Source organism: Spiroplasma apis B31 (assembly GCF_000500935.1).
GTDB classification, from domain to species: Bacteria; Bacillota_I; Bacilli_A; order Mycoplasmatales; family Mycoplasmataceae; genus Spiroplasma_A; species Spiroplasma_A apis.
In genome coordinates, this window is the sequence record NC_022998.1 from 719190 (window position 1) to 741568 (window position 22379).

Below are 22379 nucleotides of genomic sequence, written 5' to 3' on the forward strand. Positions count from 1 at the left end.
TTTTTTTTCTTTTAGTCTTTGTTTTTTTTATTGTACTTATTTTAAAATAAAGCATTTTATTAACCTTGTTTTAATTGATTCAAACAAATGAGGAAATAAGTAACTATTATTTCACTTATAAATATCTGAATTTAACAAGTGTATAACACTCTTACAAAATCATCTAAGAAGTTATGATAAATTTAGATGCGTTTTTTATTTGAAAAAATTATAAAAAATAACCTAGTAGAGTCAAAATTATTGAGAAGACTAGATTTAAAATGAACATTCAGTTTTTGATAAATCAATTTTTACTTAACTCTAATCCTTTGCAAGTTAAAGTAGGCGTCAATTCATAATATATCAATCCTATTTTTTGATCACCTTTAAAAAATAACTCTTGAAAAAATCTTTCCCTACTCGAGGAATTGCTTAAACTACATCTAAAATTTCTAAAATGAAAATTATTAAATACATCATTTAAAGCTTTTGCATTATTCAAAAAATCACTATGTTCATCCGAATTATAATTTTCATAAATTTTCATGTTGTTCTCGTTATTGTAATAAATACTATTAGCTGCATCACATCTGATATATTTTATCTTAATATAGGTAGTTTTTATGTAACCTTCAACAAATAAATGATAAGATCTTTTAAATTTATCTAAAAATCTTGCAAAATTACGATCAAAATCGAATTCTACATACTTTTGTACAAAGAGTGACATATCAAAGCTTTCTTTTTTATATCAATCATCTTTTTCTAATTTCTCAAGATTTATTTTTATATTCAAATATACTTTTGTCTCTTCATTTTTAAATTCTAGATTCTTTCTTCTTTTATCATTTTGCTTTAAATTAGAAATATCAGGATAAATATATTCTTCATAACCATGTTTTACTAACGGCACGTTTTGAGAAGTATACTTTCCAAAACTATTAAATTCAGTAAAAGATTCAAAAAAAATAGCTTTTAATAAGTTTTTTTCATAATCTTTTTTAAATTTTTTAACTTCCTTGTTTGTATTCATAATTTTCAAGCCTCAATTTTAATTTTTGTTTATTTAGTACTTCTTTTTTCGATTTTTTACTGGCTTTAAACATATTTAGTTGAAAGATATTGAGGCAACTCCTAATATCTTTATTATATTTAATTTTTATTTAAATTTTAATCATTTAAAGAAACTTTACTTAGTTAGGGGTAAATATAATCGCTCCTTTTTTTTAATTTCTCATTTATGCAATACAATAAATTAAAATTGCATACATTTTTATTTTTTTAGCGATATTTGATTTATTTACTTTAAGTTAGTCATGACTTTTTTAATTTTTAGCAGATCACAGCACATTTAATTAAGTTATGCTTATTCATTATTTGCGTATTTGCGCTTTAAATCACCTTATTTCCTTTTTATAATCAAAATAAAAACTGCTTTTACATCAGTTATAAATATTTACTCGATCTATTTATTACCTCCTTATATTTCCCTCACCCAATTATATTCATAAAAATATCTTGTTCTTTATAAACATCCTTAGTTAAATAATTTTTAACATTGTAATTAACTTTATATCTTGATTTATATTTATTCATATCATTATTTAACTCCAACTTTTCAATAGAAGTAACTTCAATCAATTCTTTTATCTATTTCATTCTCTAAAGTTGCTTAAAGTTTAGTTGTCCCATAATTGTTATTTATATACACAAAAATTGTATCACTTTTACCAACCTCAAAGTTTTGACCTAAAAAAGATGACCAAATTATTGGCTGTATATGTTTGTTATCATAGTTAAATGTAACTTAACTAGTGAGTTGAATACCATTTTCATTAGGTTCAAATGTGGCTTGGGTTTTTGTTAGATTCTTACAAACCTAACATCGTACCGAAATAAAAAATGATCTACAAATCTTTTCTGATATGATTTAACAATTGTTTCCAATGTTAGGGTGTTTTCTACACCTTTTATCTCGCCTTAATCTTTTGTATCTCCGGAATTTAGACTTTTTTTTCTACTTGTTGAATGCATGATACAACTGTGATACTTAATGGCGCTACTAAAAAAAGCAGAAAGTAAAATACATTGGATTCTTATAAATTATTCTTGTCAAAAGACAATAAAAAAAAGAGATGCAAATCTCTTTTTAGCTAAATGTTGTTTCAAACATATCTTTTTCACCAAATCATCATTTAAGACATACATCTACTTCTCACACTTTTATATAAGAAAATATTTCATAAAATTTAAGTTTTTGAATCATAAATTATTTTAAATTTAGTAACCATTTATTAAGTAATCTTTATAAAGATAATAAATTATTATAATTTTCTTAAGATTTGTCCACTTATTACAATAATTATTGTAAATCAATAATTTATCCTCCTCATAAAAGGTTCACAGACCCACGATACCATGTTGTTGCATTAATTCTTGCTTTTAAACGGTATACAAATCTACCCTGCTCTTTTTTTCTTATAACTTCAACATCCTTTTTTACTGATAATTGATATTTAGGATTTTTCAAGTTTCAAGCATTAATTATTTCTTCTTCAGTTGCCATATTATTTATGTCTCAATTACGAGTTATAATGGGGTTTAATTTATCACTTTCTAAGTTAATTCTATGTACAACAATTTCAGTATCCTTAGTTACTTCTTTATATTTAAGTGACATTATCACTTTGATATTTTCTTGTTCTTTTTCTAAATCCTTAGCTATATAATCATTAACTTTGTAATTAATTTTATAACTTGATTTATATTTATCGATATCATTATTTACTTCCAACTTTTCAATAGAAGTAACTTCAATCATTTTTTTATCTCTTTCATCTTCTACAGTTGTTTCAAGTTTAGCTGTACCATAACTGTTATCTATATCAACAAAAATTGTATCACTTTCCCTAACTTCAAGGTTTACTTTTGATTGCGATGATCAAATTATTGGCTGTATAAGTTTGTAATCATAGTTAAATGTAACTGAACCAGTAAGTTGAACACCTTTTTCATTAGGTTCAATTGTGGCTTGGGTTTTTGTTGGAGTTCCTACAAACCTAACATGATATTGAGATAAAAAATGATCTCCAGTTTTTTTCTCATATGATTTAACAATTGTTTCTAGTGTTGGGATGTCTTCTACACCTTTTATCTCGCCTAAATCTTTTGTAACTACAGAATCTAAATCTCTTTTTAAGCTTTTTGAACCACACGATACAACTGTGATACTTAGTGGCGCCACTAAAAAAGCAGAACCTATAATACTAATTAATTTTTTCATATTAACACCTATTTCTTTTTCTTATGCATTGATTTTATTATGAACGCACTGAAAAACTTTTTCAAGTTGTTCTCATTACTTCAAGTTAGTCTTTCAAAATTATCTAAATAATAAAAATAGTAAACATAAGTGCTAACATATTGAATTGATGTATTGGATATTAAGTCAATATTATTCTAAAGCGTTTTCGTAACTATCAAAATATATATACTTATTTTTAATTTTATAAAATAAATACTATATTCGCCGTTAGAAATCAAAGAACTAAAATCATTCATCTCATTTTCAAAATATGGATATAATTCTCTAAATATACATTATGTTAAAAAAACAGAAAATTATACAAGGAGAATTTTTTATATGGCTAATTTAAAAGGAAACAAATCAAACATCCTAAATTTTGATACTAAAAAAGAATTGATTATCAAGCATTTTGATCAAAATTTATCTTATAAAGACCTATCAAAAATGTGCAATATTTCATATTCAACAGTTAGAAGAATGTGTGTAGATTGAGAAGTTTTTGGTGATGAGTCGCTTATTTCGAAAACTGGAAAACACAATAAGCACAACGGAAAAATTAGAATCAAGTCAAAAGATCCAAAAGATAAGAAAATTGCAGAACTTAATAAAAAATTGAAATGATTAGAAATGGAGAATGAGGTTTTAAAAAAGTTCAATGAACTGATGGAGAATTCAGAAAAAAAATTATAAAGTATTACAAAACTATAGATAAATATAATAACAAATACACGGTTCTTTCTTTATGTAAATTATTTAATGTCACAAGAGCGAGTTATTATCGCTGATGTGGTAAAAATAAACCGGATTATGAAATAAAAATAGATATGGACTTAGCATATAAAATAAAAAATATATTCATGATAAACAATGGCATTTATGGTGCACCCAGAATAAAAATAATTTTAAATAATCAAGGCATAGTAGTAAGTCAATCTAAAGTTGCTAGAATAATGAAATTATTCATTTTATATTTAGTTATAAGAATAAAAAAGTTGTATAGAAAACCAAAAGAAGTCAAAAAAAATAACTTATGGTCCTAATCACGCTAATAGAAATTGATCTTTGTATTCAAAAAATAAGCTTTGAGTTACAGATATTACATATATACCTTTCAATAAAAAATTTTGTATATTTCAGTGTTTTTAAAGACGAAAACACTGAATTCATAGTAGTTCATGAGGTATCTTTAAAAAAGGATATAGATATTTACAGAAAAACACTTGAGAAAGTTTCGTTTCATAGACAAGATCTATCTAAAAAACTTATTATCTATTCTGATAACGGAAGCCAATATACACCTATATTTGCAAAGCGTTATGCTAAAAAAAATAATATTATAATATCATTATCTAGACCATGTAATTCTATTGATAATGGAATATGTGGAACCTTTTTTTCATCATTAAAAGAAAAGTAAAAAACAAAACTAAAGCAAAATGAGTTTCGCAAGTTGAAAATAGCAATTGACAATTATATAGAGTTTTACAATTATGAAAGAATAATGATCAAACACATGAGACCTCCAGCATATGCTTATTTAGATTCCAAATTATAAAAAAAATGCTTCAAACTTTGTTGAAGTATTCTTATAAAAAAACATTCTGTATACTTAACAAAATATATTTACCTCTTTCTAGAGTAAAATTTATTTTTCCCAGTTTAATTAGTTAGTTTATATTTTTTTAGCATAACTTTTTTTTGAAAGAACTTAACCTAATTTAGGATAATAATTTTTTAATAAAATCTGAATTAGTATTCTTAAAAAGAATAAGTAAGAAATATTATCAACTGATTTTTTTAAAATACTTTAAATACGTATTAATGTTAGATCATATATTGAGTAGTTGAAGTTCGTAAAACTACTTTAGATAACTAATAAAGATAAAAAATTATAAACAACAAGTGCATATAAATTAAATAATAATCTAGACTACATTAAATAAGATAAAAGGAATCTACTAACTTTAATTGAATACAATCCTTAAGAAAGTATAATTTATAATGCATCATTGAGAGATATATTAACTTGTTTTTTTAAAAAAATAGTAACCAAAAAATCATTGAAGTTTTGTGTCAAGTTAACTAATCAAAATGTTCAGAAAATAGTATTTTAAAAACATTTATAATAAATGATTTTAAAGATTTATCTGGTAGTAAAGTACATAGAATATCAATCGCAAGAGCATTGAAACAAAATAAGCCACTTATGATTATGGACTAAATTACAGCAAGTATAGATAAATGGTCTACTTAGACTCCCATATTCAAATTTAGTCAATCTATAAATCTATAATTTTATTAAATTTTTTCAAAATATCACTATTTACTTTATGAGAAATCATTATTATCGTTTTATTTTCATCATTAAGAAAAATATCAAAAATTATACTAGCAGTTTTTTCATCTAGCGAAGAAGTTATTTCGTCTAAATAAAATCAACTTTTATTTGACAATAATGATCTTATAATCGATATTCTTTGTCTTTCACCACCAGAAAAATTAGAAAAATTATCTTCAACCATAGAATCAAGACCATTTGGTAATTTTGAAATTAAATCTTTCATATTTAATAGGTTAAAATAATTTAAAACTTCTTGCCTATTTTCATAATTATCATCAATAACTAAATTGCTATAAAGTGTACCTTTATTCAAAATACTCTCTTGATTCACATATGATGCAAAGTTTCTAATTTCTTTTTCTGCCATTTTTTTATCATTAATATAAACTTCTCCTGAGTTTTTTGCAATTGGATTAAATAATAATTTTAATAAGGTTGTTTTACCAATTCCACTTTTTCCACGAATCAATATTTTATCACCCTTATTTATTTCTAAATTAAAATTATTAACTGTAAATTTATTATCATTTTGAAACTTAAAATTTAAATTTTCATATTTTATTTTTTGCAAATCATTGATTGAATCAATTTCTTTATTTTTTCTTGAATTATCAACAATTGTTTTATTTATTAATTTATAGTCATTTTTTAGTACTTTTTTAAAAGATAAAATTTTCATAAATGCTCTAATACTATTGTTTCCAAAAAATACATATGTTGCACTAATTGTAGTTAAAGTTGTAATAATCCCAATACTATTAATGAATCCTTTTAGATAAAAATAACTAAATACTATTATTAAAATAACTTGACCCAAAAAAATAATTAGTTGATTTAAAAAAGAACTTAAAGACATAATGTTTTTCATTCTTTTATTTTTTTTCTCAAGTTTTAAAGAGTTGCTTTTTATATCTTTTATTAGCTTATTTGATAAATTCATAGTTCAATAAGTTCAATATGAATTGAATATATCTTTTGAAGATTGTAAAAATTTATCATTTTCTTCATTAGTTTTATTAACTGCTTTTTGACTAATTTTTGACATTGAGAAGGGAATGATTGTAACAATTATAGACAGAATCAAAATTGGCATTAAAGCAATTCAACTAATATATATTACTAAAACAAAACTCACAATAATTGCTAGTAAACATTTTGTAATTTCAAAAATGCTTTGAAAATAATTATTTTCTATCTGACTAATTTTATTTGAATTCATATTTATAAATTCACCTGAATCTAAATTAAGCTGATAGACATCACTAAATGTATTTTTCGCAACAATCTCTCTAAGGCGTGTATTTAAAGAAGTTAAAGCTGAATTAAGAATTAATTCTCCAATATATTCAAGTAATAAATGCATTATGATAAAGAAACATGAAAGTCCTGATCAATATAAAAAACTATTAAAATTATTTTCAATTGCTTTATCAATAATGAATGAAAAAGAATATGACATTGCCAAATAACACACATTACCTAATAAAGTTGAAAATGTGTATGACATGTATTGTAATCAATTCAATTTATTAAAATATTTCATAATATACTCCTATATCTTTTATTTTAAAAATAAAAAACACTTTATTTTTTTTATTATAAAACATTTAAAGTGTTATAGTACAGAAAAAAACTAATGATTTAAGTTTCAACAATTACCCATTTGCTCTAAAGCTTCTTGGATAATTTCTGCATCTTCTAAAATTTCTAAGATATCACTCATTATTTCCGCTCCTTTTTAAAACTTTTATGATAACATTAATATTTTAATATTACTAAATTTACAATTAATATTTAATTCACTATTAGTTAAATGATTAAATATATTGTAAGATAATTTTATCCAATCACTAAAAGTATCGATTTCCATCCATTCTAAAACTCTATTGTCATAATATCCATAATCAATCATTTTAATTAAAACTTTTTTTCATTTTTTATTAAATTTTTCATATTTTAATAATTCAAATATAAGATCTACATTATTTTTAGAATACTTATAACATTTTAGTAAAACTTTTTTTACAAAAAAATAATCTTGACTAATTGAAGAATAGTTTTTAGCTAACAAATTGCAATAAACATTCTTGTAATTAAGTTTAAGTATTTCTTTTTTTGTAAATTTTGATTCTATATATTTTAAAGCATTTTCTTTGTTATGTTTTTTTTAATTTGTAGAATGCAATTAAGTTAATTTTTTCAAACTTACTTTTTGAATTAAGAATAAGTTTTTTCAAATATTTTAAAGCAATTGAATAATCATTTCTAACAAAATAACTAAAAGTATTTAAGATTGATAACCTTTTTTCGTATGATTTTTTAACCAATTTAAATGCTTTCTCTCAAAGATTTATTTTATATTTAATTTTATAAAATTTTAACGAATGTATAATATGAATTATATAATATACATTATTTCAATCAACTTTAAATTCGTTATAAAATCCTCTACAACAAGAAACTTTAATGTTATATCAATTGGCATTTCTTTTTGAATATATTTTATCTTTTTTTATTACTTGAAAATTTATACCTAAAAGTTCTCTTAATACTATCAAAATTTTTTTAGAAAATTTATCAATGTTGCTGTCATTGTATAAAATAATATAAATGTTTATTTCTTTATATTTTTCTTTTATCTGACAAAAAAACAAAATTATTGAGGTCATATATCTAAAAATAATAGAGTTAGTAGCTGAAGATAAATTTTTATTTGGAATGTTTATGAAATGATTTTTATATCATTCCTTATCCAGTATATATCTTGCATACTTTTTTGTCTTTAATTGTTTAAAACCTCTAAAGCATTCAAGAATTTTTCCTGTTTTAAAAAATAATTTAAAAGTTTTTTTCATTTTTTTAATTATTAATGTTTTTTTGTCTATGAAACCTTTTTCTTTATAAAAAATAGATTTTTTATTACTAAAAAAAATCTATTTGTTTAGTAATTATAAATATAGAAGGTAACAACTCATGAAATTCAATTTTGTTTTCAATTTTTATTAATAATTCTTCTTTTCCGGAATCAATATTTCATTCAGATTTATCATTAGGATAATAAAACTCAGGCAATGCAGTAATGTTTCCTATATAACCCTTAGATAAAATATAAGGTTTAGAAAAAATTTTAGATACTTGTTTAATAATATTTGCATTCGTTTTTCAATCAGGTTCATCAGCACAAAGTATAGAAATATCTGGTGAATAATTTTTAAAAATTTTGCATAATTCATTTACAGAATTAATTTTAGTTTTTTTTTTATAATTTTAGAGTCATTTGAACATAATTCTTCAAGAATATCTACTTTGAATTTACCATTTTTTTTTTTTTTTTTCATTTATATCATCAATTAATATTATTTTTTTTATGTAATTTAATTTACTTATAGATAAATACAACAGACTCCCCATTGCACCACAACCTATTATTAAAATAGTTTTATCTTTTATACATTTCTTATTATTATATATTTTCAAAATGTTTAATTCCATTAAATGATATATTATGTTTTCTGCTTCGTTAACTGATTTTATTTTAAACTCATTTATAAAATCTAACATTGATTTTTTTGATTTTAAAAATAATAATACTTCTATCATTTTTTTTGTCAAATTTTAATTTTATTGCTTTAAAAATTCAAAATCATCTATAATTATTTTCCCTTTACCTTTATAAATTTAAATATCTTTATTTATTATATATTTCATTATTATCACCTAAATTTATTTTAGATGAATGATTTATTAAAGTCCACTTTTTTAATGATACGGATGTGAGAAATTTTAAGGGGTATAGAGATTTTTTTAAATTAGAAACTGGTTCTAAATTTAAAAAATAAGCTAAATCAATCAAACTCCTTTTTAATTAATTTTTATTTGGATTTTTAATATCACATTCATTTTAAAAAAATACTAAAAAATAAGTTTAATTTCTTTTTCTTATATGAATAAGAAGCGATTATGTACTCATTTATAATAAATAAATAGAGAAAATTATGAAAAGAAACTTTTTAAACACCATGAAACAAGAACAACTAAGATTAATTAAAGAACTATCTCTAAATAAAGACTCAATTAAAAATATTGCATTTCAACTTGGATATAGCATTAAACATACAAGAAGAAAATTAAATGAGTATAAAAAAATTGTGCCAAAAGCTTTTATTCACAAAAACTCTTTTAAGACACCAATTAATAAAATTCAACAAAGTACAAAAGATGAAATTGTTGAACTATTTAAAAGTACATATTATGACTTTAGCATTAAACATTATTGAGAATTAGTTTGAAAAAAACAAAATTAGTTAATCTTCAATTAGAAAAATATTGCTCCAAGAAAAAATTTTAATCGAAACTTTACATAGAAAAACAAAAAAAGATATTCTTAGAAATTTAAAAGCAGCAAAGCACAAAAATTATTTAGAAGAGTATATTTCAAAATGAATTATAACAAGTAAACCCCATCCAAGTCAAAGAAAAATAACAAAATTTGGAGAGATTTATGAAACTGATGCTTCAAATCATCAATGAATCAAAGATATAAAATGTCATTTACATTTTGTAATTGATAAAGCAGGCAAAAGAATTTTAGTTGGTTATTTTAGTGAACAAGAGACTACTGAAAGTTACTACAAAATCTATAAATTAGCATTTAAAACTTATGGTTTGCCAGAGTTAAATGTTAGTGATAATAGAAATGTTTTTAGTAGTAAAAATAATAGAGATCTAGAGGGAAATAGTGTTTCTAAGACTCAATTACAATTTATTTTTCATTCATTAGGAGTTAGAAAAAAAACTACTTCTATTCCTCAAGAAAAAGCTCTTGTTGAAAGAACTTTTGGTACATTACAAAATAGATGACCTCACTGATTAGAACTATGGGATTGAATAGCATTGAAAAATTAAACGAACATTTACCAATGTTAATTGAACAATATAACGCAATGTTTTGTATTCCAATAGAAAGTTTAGCAAACATTAAAAGACCATTTGATAAAGATGAAAATATTGTATTTCATATAGAACAGAGCGAGTTATAGATAGTGGTCACAGTATTAGTTTTCAAAACAAAAATGATTTGCTTGCGTTGGTTTTACACCAGTTTATCTAAAACCTAAATAAAGATAATGATTATGCAAACTAGTGAAGATAAATTGTTTGCATCTTATGGGAATGAAATTTATAACCTGTTTGAAGTTGAAGATAACAGATTATATGAAAATAAAGATACTTTGTTTGAAGAAGAATGTGAAAATATAAAGATTTCTAAAATTGATACTCCGTGAAGGTATTCAAACTGATATCTATTCAATAAAAAAAATACAAGATCTATTTACTAGTTCTTGTATTTTGGAACATAATTGCTTATTATTGACAGGTTATTTTTAACACATATTACTATAAAAATAAACTAATTGCTTTTTAAAATCCTTAATATCATATTGATTTTAATTTAAAGTCGTTATTTAATAGTTGTTTTTGACTTCAAAAATAAAATATTAAAGTTGTAAAATACCCAATTATAGGAATAAATGAACTGATTCCACTAGCTACTTTTTTAGATTTATGTTCATCTTTTAACACAACTTCTAAGATCAATCTTCTAATTGATCAATAAAATCATACTTGTTTTATATATAAAAGTAATAGACATATTCCAGCAGATGTTGTAAAAGGAATATATAAGTAATCTAAATTTTTTAAATTATTTAATAAATATATTGTAAGAAATATAAAATATGAAATTATTACAATCAATTGAATTATTCCTCAAAATAAATAAAATATTATTGGGTTTTTATTCAAAATTTTTTCTTTATAATCTTTTTTATAATAATTGTATGTACATCAACTGCATACAAAAAAAATTGTTTGAAATACATAATCAATAAACATGTGCAATATCCTTTCTTTTTTTTACTTAGTTAAATAAAATTATTAATAAATTAATTTATTAATTGGCCTTATACAATAAAACGTATAAGAAAATTTGCTACATATTCTCCATATGATACACGATATACTTCTTCATAATCATTATCTGGTAAATTATCTTTATCTATTTCTACAGTAAAGCTTACGATTAAATTATTTTTCGTAGGTTGTTTTTCTAATTTCAATTTGTAAGCTGTATTAGGAACATTTTGATCCTCAGTAGCTGTTAATGTTATTCCGTCTAAATATTCAGGTACTTCTATTGTACTAGTTTCACTTAATTTATTTTTATTCAATTCTATGTTAGAAACTTTTATGTTAGGTGCATCTGGATCAAAAAGCTTGGCATTGCATGCATTTACAATAACCCCTGAATTTATTAAAAAAAACATTGATGTAAGCGAGCATGATATTTTTTTCATTTTTATATCCTTTCTTTTAATAAAACTGATATAGAAGCTAATAATTTTTTAAATACAATTCACATTTTTTCTTTATATAATCATATATTAAAAGCAAAAAATGTCAATAAAGTAGGGCTGTGGGAAAAAATAAGGGGGTATTGGACTTTTTGATTCGGTTTATTCATATCAAAAAAGATTCAATTATTCTCAAGTAAAAAATTAAAATTGCTTATAGTTTGGAAAATTAAGTTCTACAGCTATAAAATAACAGTGCTGGCGTTAGCTGACTTTTTTCAATTTAATACTTTTTGTATTTTTTGTTATTATTTCTAATTATGTTTGATAAAAAATATAGATTTTTTTGAGTTTAACATACCATTTTTAGTCTACAAAAAAATAACTTATATAATGAATATTTATGGAACTAAACGATAGAACTTTTAGGAATATATTAAAAGCTGAGCTTTCTTTTAAAAGTATTCACATCACCTATCATATTTTTATAATTTATATTATCTATTCTTGTAGATTTCCCTAATCTCCTACACCTTGAATTTGTTGCTTTTCTATTTTAATTTATTGGGTAAATATAAACTTCAATTAATTTTAACTTTTTGATTGTGAAACTTAAATTTTCATATTACATTTTATCAAATGAGTGAATTTTTTCTGTTTTTGAACATCTTCAATTATCATTGCTATTGTTGATTAATTGTCGATCATTTAGCTAATAGAATTGAATAGTTATTATGAATTCAATATATCTATCTACACAATGTTTATCATCTAAGCTTGAGTTATTATTTTTCGTTCGTGTAATATATTAAATCAACCACATTTCTATTTAATTAAATATATTTTGTCAAGTATACAAAATGTTTTTTATAAGAATACTTCAAACTTGGTTGAAGTATTTTTTTCATAATTTGAAATCTAAATAAGCATATGCTGGGGGCTCTTGTGTTTAATCATTATTCTTTCATAATTGTAAAATTCTATATAATTGTCGATTGCTAATTTCAACTTGAGAAACTCATCCTGCTTTAGTTTTATTTTTCACTCTTCTTTTAATGATGAAAAAAAGGTTTCACACATCCCATTATCAATAGAATTACCTGGTCTAGATAATGATATTATAATATTATTTTTTTTAGCATAACGCTTTGCAAATATAGATGTATATTGATTTCCGTTATCAGAATGGATAATAAGTTTCTTAGATAGATCTTGTCTATGAAGCGAAGCTTTCTCAAGTGTTTTTCTGTAAATATCTATGTCATTTTTTAAAGATACCTCATGACCTACTATGAATCCAGTGTTTGCGTCTTTCAAAACACTTAAATATGCAAATTTTTTATTGAAAGGTATATATGTAATATCTGTAACTCAAAGCTCATTTTTTGAATACAAAGATCGATTTCTATTAACATGATTAGGACCATAAGTTATTTTTTTGACTTCTTTTGGTTTTCTATACATCTTTTTAATTCTTATAACTGAATATAAATTGAATAATTTTATTATTCTAGCAACTTTAGATTGACTTACTACTATGCCTTAATTATTTAAAATTATTTTTATTCTGGGTGCACCATAAATTCCATTGTTTATTATAAATAAATTCTTTATTTTATATGCTAAGTCCATATCTATTTTTGTTTCATAATCCGGTTTATTTTTACCACATCAGCGATAACAACTTGCTCTTGTGACATTAAATAATTTACATAAAGAAAGAACCGTGTATTTTCTATTATATTTATCTATAGTTTTGTAATACTTTATGATTTTTTTTTTGAATCCTCCATCAGTTCATTGAACTTTTTTAAGACCTCATTCTCCATTTCTAATCATTTCAATTTTTTATTAAGTTCTGCAATATTCTTATCTTTTGGATCTTTTGGATTGATTATAATCTTTCCGTTGTGCTTATTGTTTTTTCCAGTTTTTGAAATAAGCGACTCATCACCAAAAACTTCTCAATCTACACACATTCTTCTAACTGTTGAATATGAAATATTGTGCATTTTTGATAAGTCTTTATAAGATAAATTTTGATCAAAATGCTTGATAATCAACTCTTTTTTAGTCTCAAAAATTAGAATGTTTGATTTGTTTCATTTTAAATTAGCTATATGAAAAATTCTCCTTGTATAATTTTATGTTTTTTAACATAATGTACACTTAGAGAATCATATTCATTCGCTAGTTAGAGCTGTTAAATTAAACAAAAAAAATAGAGTCCTAGCGTTGCTAGTGTTCTATTTAACTTAATTTAAGTATAACATAGTTTTAAAACTCAAAGTCAATCTCATTATCTTTTAAAACTTTTTGGAGCTGATTGTTTTTTTGCTTTCGCTCTTTTAACTTGTTTTCTAACTCTTTAAACTTGTTTTCTAGCTCTTTGAACTTGTTTTCTAGCTCTTTAAACTTGTTTTCTAGCTCTTTAAACTTGTTTTCTTGATCAAGTAAAAAATTATTTATTTTTTCTTCTAAAATTTTATTATTTTTCTCAATTTCTGCACTACATTTTGACATCTCCAATTTAACTCCTTAATTCATCTTAGATATCTTTATTATACTTATATAATTACTTATTTCAAAATTTAGATTTTTTAACAATTTTTTTAATCTTTTAGGGAAGTTAACTTTGTGCGAAACAACAATAATAATCTCATTATTTTCATTTCCAACATTAATCATAATACTTATCATTTTTTTATCTCATTCTAACTTATCAACGATATTTTGTTCACTCATATTCAGGATAAGTTTTTTTATGCTTTCTAATATTTTCTTCTAATTAAAGGGTCATCCCAAACTACAATTATTTTAATAAATTACTCTTGTACATTTCTATAGTTGCAATTTTTAATTTATTTACTATTCTATTGTTTGAATAATTTCAAATACAATTTTCCATTTAAGTTAAAAAATATTTTTTTGTTTGAAAATTTATATCCTTTAAGATAATTCTGTTTGAAACTATTAAAGAATGTTTCTACTATTGCGTTTTGTCATAAAGCATAACCATCCGTCATACTTTGTTTTATTTTATTTGCTTTACAAAAATTCATCATATTAATACTTCTAAACTGGGCTCCTCTATCTGTATGGATAATTGAATTATTTATATTGTAGTTATCTTTTAATATATATAGTGATTTTATAATTCTTTTGTAGTTTGATTACTTGAAAATAAGTTTTTAACGGTAATCTAGAATAAACATCAATATATGCAAACATATATAATTTAGAGTTACTAAACTTAAATTCTGGTATATCTAAACATATTTTTCCAATGGTCTTGAAGCAAAAAAATCTACTTTACCAGTAATTGGATTTTTCAATAAATTTGGAGCAGTATTTACAGGTTCTTTTTTGCCACTAACATAAGATTTTCACTTTCTACTTTTTTCACAATTATCAGGAAAAAGTCCTTGACTTTTCATTGAACTTAAAACTGTTTTTCTACCAATACCGAATTTTAAAGCTATTTTTTTATGCCCTCATTTACGGTGTGTACCATATTTTAAGTCACAATCATTAAATACTAGTTTTATGAATAAATCATAAGAAGTATTTCTTTTTGTTTTATAATCTTTTGAACCATTATTAACTCAACTTTTATAAGTTTTAAAGTTAATGTTTAATAGATTTAATAATCATGAAAGTTTTATATTTTTTTGCAAGTATTTACTTATTATTTTATAAAATTCAATGTTTATTTTTTGTTTTTTAAATCCTTTACCAGAGATGCTGTGAACTTTTCCATAATTTCGACCTTATTAATTAACTCTCTATTTACCTTATTTTTATTTTGCATCTCTTTTCTTAAAAAATTTAACTCTTGTTTTATGTTTTCGAAGTTTTTTTGTTTATCAATACTGGATTTTCTGCCTTTTTTTTGACAAATAAACCAGAGAACCCACTAGTTATATACCTATTCTGTCATTGATAAATAGTACATGGTTGTTTAATATTATATTTTTCTGCTATTTTTTTGCACTTATATCAGATGATAAAAACTCATTTACTATTTTCATTTTTTCATCTGCAGTAAATAGTTTTGTTTTAGCCATAAAAAAGAACCCTCTTATAAAAATTATATACATAATTTTTGTGTAGTTTGGGGTGACCCTTTTACTTGACAAAATATATTTATTTCTTAACCTTTGCCGGTCTTTTTCTTGTCATTTTTCACAGGGCTAAATGATACGACTCATTCACCAATTTTCTATTTAGACAATTTCGTTACCTTTCTTATTAATAAAAAAGCACACAATGTGCTTTCATCTTGTTTAAAGGGAACACCCTACCTATCATAAATAGGCCTAAACTATCCTTAGAATTAGGATAATTTAAGTTTATCATAAATAGTTGAAATTACAATCTTTTTATACTTTTCGCTGTGGGAAAAAATAAGAGGGTTTTGGACTTTTTGATTCGGTTTATTCAAATCAAAAAAGATTCAATTATTCTCAAGTAAAAAATTAAAATTGCTTATAGTTTGGAAAATTAAGTTCTACAGTTATAAAATAACAGTGCTGGCGTTAGCTGACTTTTTTCAATTTGATACTTTTTGTATTTTTTGTTATTATTTCTAATTATGTTTGATAAAAAATATAGATTTTTTTGGGTTTAACATACCATATTTTAATATACAAAAAAATAACTTTTATAATGAATATTTATGGAACTAAATGATAGAGCTTTTAGGAATATATTAAAAGCTGAGTTTTCTTTTAAAAGTATTCACATCACCTATCATATTTTTATAATTTATATTATCTATTCTTGTAGATTTCCCTAATCTCCTACCCCTTGAATTTGTTGCTTTTCTATTTTAATTTATTGGGTAAATATAAACTTCAATTAATTTTAACTTTTTGATTGTGAAACTTAAATTTTCATATTACATTTTATCAAATAAGTGAATTTTTTCTGTTTTTGAACATCTTCAATTATTATTGCTATTGTTGATTAATTATCGATCATTTAGCTAATAAAATTGAATAGTTTATCATGAATTCAATATATCTATCTACACAATGTTTATCATCTAAGCTTGAGTCATTATTTTTCGTTCGTGTAATATATTAAATCAACCACATTTCTATTCATTTCTATCTTTTATTATAAAAAAAATATTACCTTTAGGTTCACCAAAATTTTATTAATTGCAAAGTTCTTTACAGTTTCTAAAATCCTAACTTTATTTATTTTGTTTTTTTTGTTTCTTAAGTAAGGAAAATGAAAAAAATAGATACATTTTCACATTTTGATACTTTAAATAAGTTAATATATTAAGTCTATTTTGTAGGTCAACACGCTTTCAATAGATTCTTCACTTGAATGAGAATGAATGACTAATTCTTTGTAGATGTCTGAATCTATGTTTTAAATAAAACATTGTAAGTAAGATTCACTAGACCCACTTCATTATTAATAGTCTCCATATTTTCTCCTAAATAAATAATAAAAAAGTTACCTTAGGTAACTTTACACATTATAACTATATATTCTTTAGACATAGTTGGAATAACACCAACCTTGTTATTTGAGTTTGAAGCTAAACTAGGCATTCTCTTATTCAAAATATCTCTTATTATTGTTTTTTTATGTTTAAAACCATTTTTCTCAAACATTCTTACCGTTATATCATCCAATGGTATTTCTATATTTCTCACTCTTCTGTTCCCAACAACATATACGACTACTCCACCTTTTTTTACTTTTTTAGAAACCATTTTTATAGAATTATAATAATCTACAAAAAAATAAATTACTTCTAAATATCTTTTAGATTTGAAATGTTTTTCCTTTTCTTTTATCTCGTTTATTGTTTCGTCGAGTTCTTTAATATCAAAAACATAATTTTTATCCTCTGTATTTTTTGTGCCACCCATAAGCAAGTTATCTAACTTATTAGCATTTTCAATATTTAACCATTCATTTGATAATCTCGAGAATTGACCATAAGCTACAGTGGTTCTACTATCTCCGTAAGGTGGAGATGTAACAACCAGTTCAATTGAATTGTCTGGAATATCTTGTTCACTAATGTTTAAAACCGATTTATTAAACAACTTTATCATACTTCTTTTTTTGAAGTTTGAATATTCTTCTATCATAAATAAATTGTTTTTTAGTATATTGAAAAAGCAATCAAAAACGTTAGGGTTATGAAGATTTCTTTTTTCTTTTTGAATTCTATAAAGCTTGAATTCTCCATTTCTTGTCATAGAACAAGCCCTTATAGTTTCTGAAAAACAAACCTTGAAAAAGTTTTTATTTTCCAAACTAACTTCTTTATCTATATAACTTTTTATTTTTGAAAGATCTTCTATAGTGTTTTTCTTAAATCATGTATCAATTATATTAAATGTAAACATCTTGAAATCAATTTGTAAAAAATCAAAATCAATACATTTTTGTATCTCTGACTTAAGTAAGTCTATATTATATGTGTCTGTTTTAACTTTTGCAATCAATACAGCCAAAGGATTTAAATCTACTCCATATATTTTATCTACGCATTGCATTTGTGCTTCTACAATAGAAGTTCCAGAGCCCATATAAGGGTCCAAAAAACTTTTAATATCTTCATTTTCCTTTAGTATGGCTCTTATAATTCTCGGCATAAGCATAGCTGGATAAGGATGTATCCCGTGAACTAATTCTTTCATACTAAAATCTTTAAAATTTCAATTTTTATCATATATTTTCATATTCTAATTTTATATTTATTTTAGAAGATTCTATTTAAAATTTTGCTTTTTTAACATTATTCATACTAAATTGTTCTACCTTAACACATTTACGAAATTTAATAAAAAATAACGTGATAAGTATAACCAATTCTAAAAAAATTTCATAAAACTTAAAACTGATCTTTGTTTTGACATAAATAAACTTTTTTTTGTTTAATTTTGTTCAATATCATTTTACTTCTGCATAATTATCTCGCTTCACTAATTGGTTGATTTCCTAACGAGGTTGTTTCTTTCGTATTATTAGGTTTTTGACAAAATAGTAATATTTTTTTCAGCCTATATATTCGGAAATATAAGGGTTTACTAAATTACATTATCAAATTCAAGATTAGACTTTCAAATGACTTAATTATACAAATAAAAACATTTTAAGAATTTTCCTATAAAACTTTTTTTTCTTTGATAAAGAAAAAATATTGTTCATGATTAATAAGATTTTAATTGTTAATAAACATAAATAAAAATATTTTGTTTAAACGTATATGTGATCTTGTAACTCAAAATTAATTAATTTTGTATTTTATATAAATTTTATTTACAAATACTCATTTCACATTAATTTTTTATTTAAGCTTAAAAAGCAATGTTTATTCCTGAAATTCATATACAATTACTTTTCTTATATATACATTCATAGTTGTATGATACTTTATCATTAAACACTTAACTCATATTGATTCATTTAAATTTTTTTTACTACATTTCTCACTTCTAGTAAATTTAATCTTTTATTTAAATCACAAATTAATAACTCTTATTATTTTATGTTGATTTTCCCTTTCCATTATGTTGATTAATTTTTTTGTATTTAAACATTAATTATATAATGATTAATCACAACTTCATATTTGGTATCAAATAATAATATGACGTATTTCTCAAGGCACAAATTTTCATAAAAAAAAATTCTCCTTGTAAGATTTATGTTTTTAAACACAATAATTACTTAGAGAATTTTCTTATTTTGATAATTTTAGTTATCGATCATTTCGAGTATTAAATTTTATAATTTTATTTTGAAAATGCTTAATGTATTATTTTCTCCATCCTGTGTAACGGGTCTTAATCCAATTTTAAGCATATTTTCATTAAATGGCAGATTTGGTATATATGCTGCCTTGATTTTTGACTCACCAACACGATATCATTTATTGACTAGATTATAATAGACTTCGAAATAATCATAATTATTATTGTCTGTCTCTCATTCTAATCGAACATTTGTATTTCCATTTCCTCTTGTTATGATAGCTTCTGAACTTAACTTTTTAACTTTAGCACCTTTATAAGGATTAGTAGTTTTGCTGATATTAAACTCACCAACATTAAACTTAAATTGTGTATTATCATTTACATTAATTTTAAGTCCAATTTTTGCTAGAGTTTTTTCTTTTGATGTTGCAATATTTTTAATTGTAATTCTTGATCAACCATCTTCTAGATTTTCGATAACTGGTTTATGAGATTCAATTATCTCTCTTTTCCCATCATTAGTAAAAGTAGTAAGTACATTTATATTTTTAATTACATCATTCAAGACTTTGTTATCATGACTTGCTTTCACTATAAAACTTATGTCATAAGAATCTTTTGAAAGGTTGCTACCCATTATATTCCAATCATAAATAGAATTTGCTTTTCAAGTCCCTTCAGTAATTGAACCATCTAGTTTTAATTGTCCTCCAAAAGCGAGTGAGTTACCTTTTTGATAAATATCATAGTAATCATAAAAACCATTCAAACCACCGGTAATAGGTAGTGAAGATAAATTATTTTGATTATTTTGTTTCATATCAAAATTGTATGTAGGGTTTAAATCTGTGAATCTTCTATTTGTTCATGGATAATTGCTAGTTTTTGTTAATAACTTACCTTCTTTGTTTCTATTTAAGAAAGTTATACCATTACCAAGTGAAAAGTTCGATTTTATACCACCTTTATCTGCTAAGTTTTCATCATTGATTGTTGTAAATTCTTGAATAATGTTACCAATCCCGAAACTATTAGAAATTAATCCGTTATTTTCTTTATAATCATAAACTTTATAAATTGGATTATTATCATCAACTTTTTCATTCCCTGTGTCAATTCTTGGATCGGCTTTAATCATATTGGAAACATTATTACGGTAATTAGCGTTTAAACCTTTGTCTTTTGACGATAATGAAGAGTTTAAACCTGAGAACATATAATTTTCATATAAATTAGCTACTTGTTGAGCATATAAGAACGAGTTTAATCTTTGTTGATAATTTGTCAAATCAACATTTTTGTTTGCTATTTGGAATGCTTGACTACCAAACTCCCCTGAACCAGCACCTGAGAATGAAGAAAAAGATTGATAAATATTTTTGTTGTATTCATTTTCATCTGGATTCGTACTTGCTTTACCATAAACTAAATTTCTAAAATCGTAGTTACCAATAAAACCATAGTTTGCTGATAGTTCAATTAGATTATGAACTTTATTAGGATTTATTTTGTTATCAGTTAAGTAACGATTATTTGTATCTGGACTAACTCTAAAATCTAATTGCGCAATGTCTGCGTATTCAGCAGTTTTGACATAGTCGCCATAAACAGGTGTTCCATTAACTTGGTCATAAGTTGCACTATCTTTATAATATGCTAACTTTAAGTTTTTCTTTTTTTCATCGTTACTATTTTTAGTTTTATCTCTATATTGTTTTACAACATCAAAAGCATAATTTGAAGAAGTTACTGTACCATGTGGTCAACCCCCATTTGCTTCATCATTAAAGAACCAACCATCAAAGCCATAAGTTATAGCCATATCAATTAAAACATCAACAATTTTATATGTACCATCAGAGTTTTTTTCTAAAAAGTCCGCGACGTCATTTCTTGAAAGACCACCATATCCAGATAAGAAAATTAGTCCAAATACAGGCGTTCCATTGATATGTCCAGCGTCTATCACATCTGCAGCAGGTGGCGAGATGTTACCGTGTTGACCTCAATCAAATAAATAGTCTCTATATTGATAATTTGAAATAGTTTTTTCAAATGTGTTTCTGGTTCCAACGTTAGTTGCTTGATATGAACCATTTACTCTCGAATGATCTCTAATGTCTCCGAATGAGATTCTTTCATCTTGTGTCTCTACTGACTTTAAAGCTGTTTTGGTACGTTTTTGTAATTTTTCAGTTGACATACCGTATTTTAAATCAATATCCTTATTATTGTTTCATTCCAAGATGGTATTAGCTCTTAGTCCTTTTCTTGCTTTTGAAGTAATTCCAAACTCCGCTCAAGTATTACCTGATGAGTATATTTTATTTATAGGTACTCCTGTAACCGCTTGTTTTGTTAATGAAGACGATTCTTTGAAATTTGTGTCAAGCACATCGTAATCAAAATAACTACCTTTGAAATTAGGTTCTACAATTTCATTTGATTCCTCAAAATTGAAGTCTGATTCATTCTTAAGTAAATAATCAACACTAACTGTAGGTACATTAATGTCGTTTCCCCTTGAATCTTTTTCTCAATCAAAGTCCTTCAAAGAAGAAAGGAACTTGTTTGATGATAGTTCACCAATATTGCACGATACTACAAATAGAGTGGTTGGTAGTACGATAGATAAGGATAACATAAAGTTTATTAATTTTTTCATT

Annotated in this window: 20 protein-coding genes and 1 pseudogene; 7 read left to right on the forward strand and 14 right to left on the reverse strand. The window is 23.6% G+C overall.

Annotated features, from left to right (window positions below; all coding sequences use genetic code 4):
- Positions 1-208 precede the first annotated feature (208 nt).
- From SAPIS_RS03105 to SAPIS_RS03110, 3 genes are all read right to left on the reverse strand, one after another.
- Positions 209-1012, reverse strand: coding sequence for a hypothetical protein (locus SAPIS_RS03105; protein ID WP_023789549.1), 804 nt, complete (start codon positions 1010-1012; stop codon positions 209-211).
- A gap of 413 nt (positions 1013-1425) precedes the next feature.
- On the reverse strand, positions 1426-1575 hold the full coding sequence (locus tag SAPIS_RS05425; protein ID WP_023789551.1) for a hypothetical protein: 150 nt from the start codon (positions 1573-1575) through the stop codon (positions 1426-1428).
- A gap of 784 nt (positions 1576-2359) precedes the next feature.
- Positions 2360-3262 carry a lipoprotein gene (locus SAPIS_RS03110; RefSeq protein WP_023789553.1) on the reverse strand — a complete coding sequence of 301 codons (903 nt, stop codon included), beginning with the start codon at positions 3260-3262 and terminating at the stop codon, positions 2360-2362.
- 360 nt (positions 3263-3622) lie between these two features.
- Here SAPIS_RS03110 and SAPIS_RS05355 point away from each other — a divergent pair, with 360 nt between their 5' ends.
- The 4 genes and pseudogenes from SAPIS_RS05355 to SAPIS_RS05605 form a co-directional block, all read left to right on the forward strand.
- Positions 3623-3976 carry a helix-turn-helix domain-containing protein gene (locus SAPIS_RS05355; RefSeq protein WP_023789555.1) on the forward strand — a complete coding sequence of 118 codons (354 nt, stop codon included), beginning with the start codon at positions 3623-3625 and terminating at the stop codon, positions 3974-3976.
- Entirely contained in the window at positions 3904-4326 is a 423-nt protein-coding gene (locus SAPIS_RS05285; RefSeq protein WP_084203617.1) for an IS3 family transposase, read from the forward strand. The genes SAPIS_RS05355 and SAPIS_RS05285 overlap by 73 nt, the downstream gene beginning before the upstream one ends.
- Positions 4317-4703 carry a DDE-type integrase/transposase/recombinase gene (locus tag SAPIS_RS03125; protein WP_023789557.1) on the forward strand — a complete coding sequence of 129 codons (387 nt, stop codon included), beginning with the start codon at positions 4317-4319 and terminating at the stop codon, positions 4701-4703. Before SAPIS_RS05285 ends, SAPIS_RS03125 begins: the two co-directional genes overlap by 10 nt.
- Before the next feature lie 30 nt (positions 4704-4733).
- Positions 4734-4841: pseudogene (locus tag SAPIS_RS05605) on the forward strand (IS3 family transposase); the annotation flags it as partial.
- Positions 4842-5565: 724 nt separating this feature from the next.
- Here the strand turns inward: SAPIS_RS05605 and SAPIS_RS03130 are convergent.
- Positions 5566-7170 carry an ATP-binding cassette domain-containing protein gene (locus SAPIS_RS03130; RefSeq protein ID WP_023789559.1) on the reverse strand — a complete coding sequence of 535 codons (1605 nt, stop codon included), beginning with the start codon at positions 7168-7170 and terminating at the stop codon, positions 5566-5568.
- A 613-nt stretch (positions 7171-7783) separates the two neighbouring features.
- Positions 7784-8482, reverse strand: a complete 699-nt coding sequence (locus tag SAPIS_RS03140) for a hypothetical protein (protein WP_023789565.1) — start codon at positions 8480-8482, stop codon at positions 7784-7786.
- Positions 8483-9622: 1140 nt separating this feature from the next.
- On the opposite strand from SAPIS_RS03140, the gene SAPIS_RS03150 reads away from it, so the two are divergent.
- The 3 genes from SAPIS_RS03150 to SAPIS_RS03160 all read left to right on the forward strand — a co-directional run bounded on the left by SAPIS_RS03150 (position 9623) and on the right by SAPIS_RS03160 (position 10966).
- Entirely contained in the window at positions 9623-9931 is a 309-nt protein-coding gene (locus SAPIS_RS03150) for a hypothetical protein (protein ID WP_023789569.1), read from the forward strand.
- Between the two features lie 22 nt (positions 9932-9953).
- Entirely contained in the window at positions 9954-10532 is a 579-nt protein-coding gene (locus tag SAPIS_RS03155) for a DDE-type integrase/transposase/recombinase (RefSeq protein ID WP_023789571.1), read from the forward strand.
- Between the two features lie 227 nt (positions 10533-10759).
- On the forward strand, positions 10760-10966 hold the full coding sequence (locus SAPIS_RS03160) for a hypothetical protein (protein ID WP_041612600.1): 207 nt from the start codon (positions 10760-10762) through the stop codon (positions 10964-10966).
- A gap of 91 nt (positions 10967-11057) precedes the next feature.
- On the opposite strand, the gene SAPIS_RS03165 is transcribed toward SAPIS_RS03160, so the two are convergent.
- The 9 genes from SAPIS_RS03165 to SAPIS_RS03215 all read right to left on the reverse strand — a co-directional run bounded on the left by SAPIS_RS03165 (position 11058) and on the right by SAPIS_RS03215 (position 22378).
- Positions 11058-11522 carry a hypothetical protein gene (locus SAPIS_RS03165; RefSeq protein ID WP_023789575.1) on the reverse strand — a complete coding sequence of 155 codons (465 nt, stop codon included), beginning with the start codon at positions 11520-11522 and terminating at the stop codon, positions 11058-11060.
- A 68-nt stretch (positions 11523-11590) separates the two neighbouring features.
- Complete coding sequence (locus SAPIS_RS03170; protein ID WP_023789577.1) at positions 11591-11983, reverse strand: hypothetical protein; 393 nt, start codon at positions 11981-11983, stop codon at positions 11591-11593.
- Positions 11984-12898: 915 nt separating this feature from the next.
- The gene (locus tag SAPIS_RS03175) at positions 12899-13444 is read right to left on the reverse strand and encodes a DDE-type integrase/transposase/recombinase (RefSeq protein WP_023789579.1); all 546 of its coding nucleotides are present in this window, start codon (positions 13442-13444) and stop codon (positions 12899-12901) included.
- Positions 13445-13522: 78 nt separating this feature from the next.
- The gene (locus tag SAPIS_RS05360) at positions 13523-13819 is read right to left on the reverse strand and encodes a hypothetical protein (RefSeq protein WP_023789581.1); all 297 of its coding nucleotides are present in this window, start codon (positions 13817-13819) and stop codon (positions 13523-13525) included.
- Entirely contained in the window at positions 13747-13992 is a 246-nt protein-coding gene (locus SAPIS_RS03180) for a hypothetical protein (RefSeq protein WP_200859577.1), read from the reverse strand. The genes SAPIS_RS05360 and SAPIS_RS03180 overlap by 73 nt, the downstream gene beginning before the upstream one ends.
- 265 nt (positions 13993-14257) lie before the next feature.
- Positions 14258-14503: a hypothetical protein gene (locus SAPIS_RS03185; RefSeq protein WP_023789583.1), complete on the reverse strand. Its 246-nt coding sequence runs from the start codon at positions 14501-14503 to the stop codon at positions 14258-14260.
- Positions 14504-15249: 746 nt separating this feature from the next.
- Positions 15250-15657, reverse strand: a complete 408-nt coding sequence (locus tag SAPIS_RS03200) for a hypothetical protein (RefSeq protein WP_023789587.1) — start codon at positions 15655-15657, stop codon at positions 15250-15252.
- 1800 nt (positions 15658-17457) lie between these two features.
- Entirely contained in the window at positions 17458-18654 is a 1197-nt protein-coding gene (locus tag SAPIS_RS03205; protein WP_235049096.1) for a TRM11 family methyltransferase, read from the reverse strand.
- Positions 18655-19744: 1090 nt separating this feature from the next.
- Complete coding sequence (locus tag SAPIS_RS03215; RefSeq protein ID WP_023789591.1) at positions 19745-22378, reverse strand: endo-beta-N-acetylglucosaminidase; 2634 nt, start codon at positions 22376-22378, stop codon at positions 19745-19747.
- Between the last annotated feature and the right edge of the window lies 1 nt (position 22379).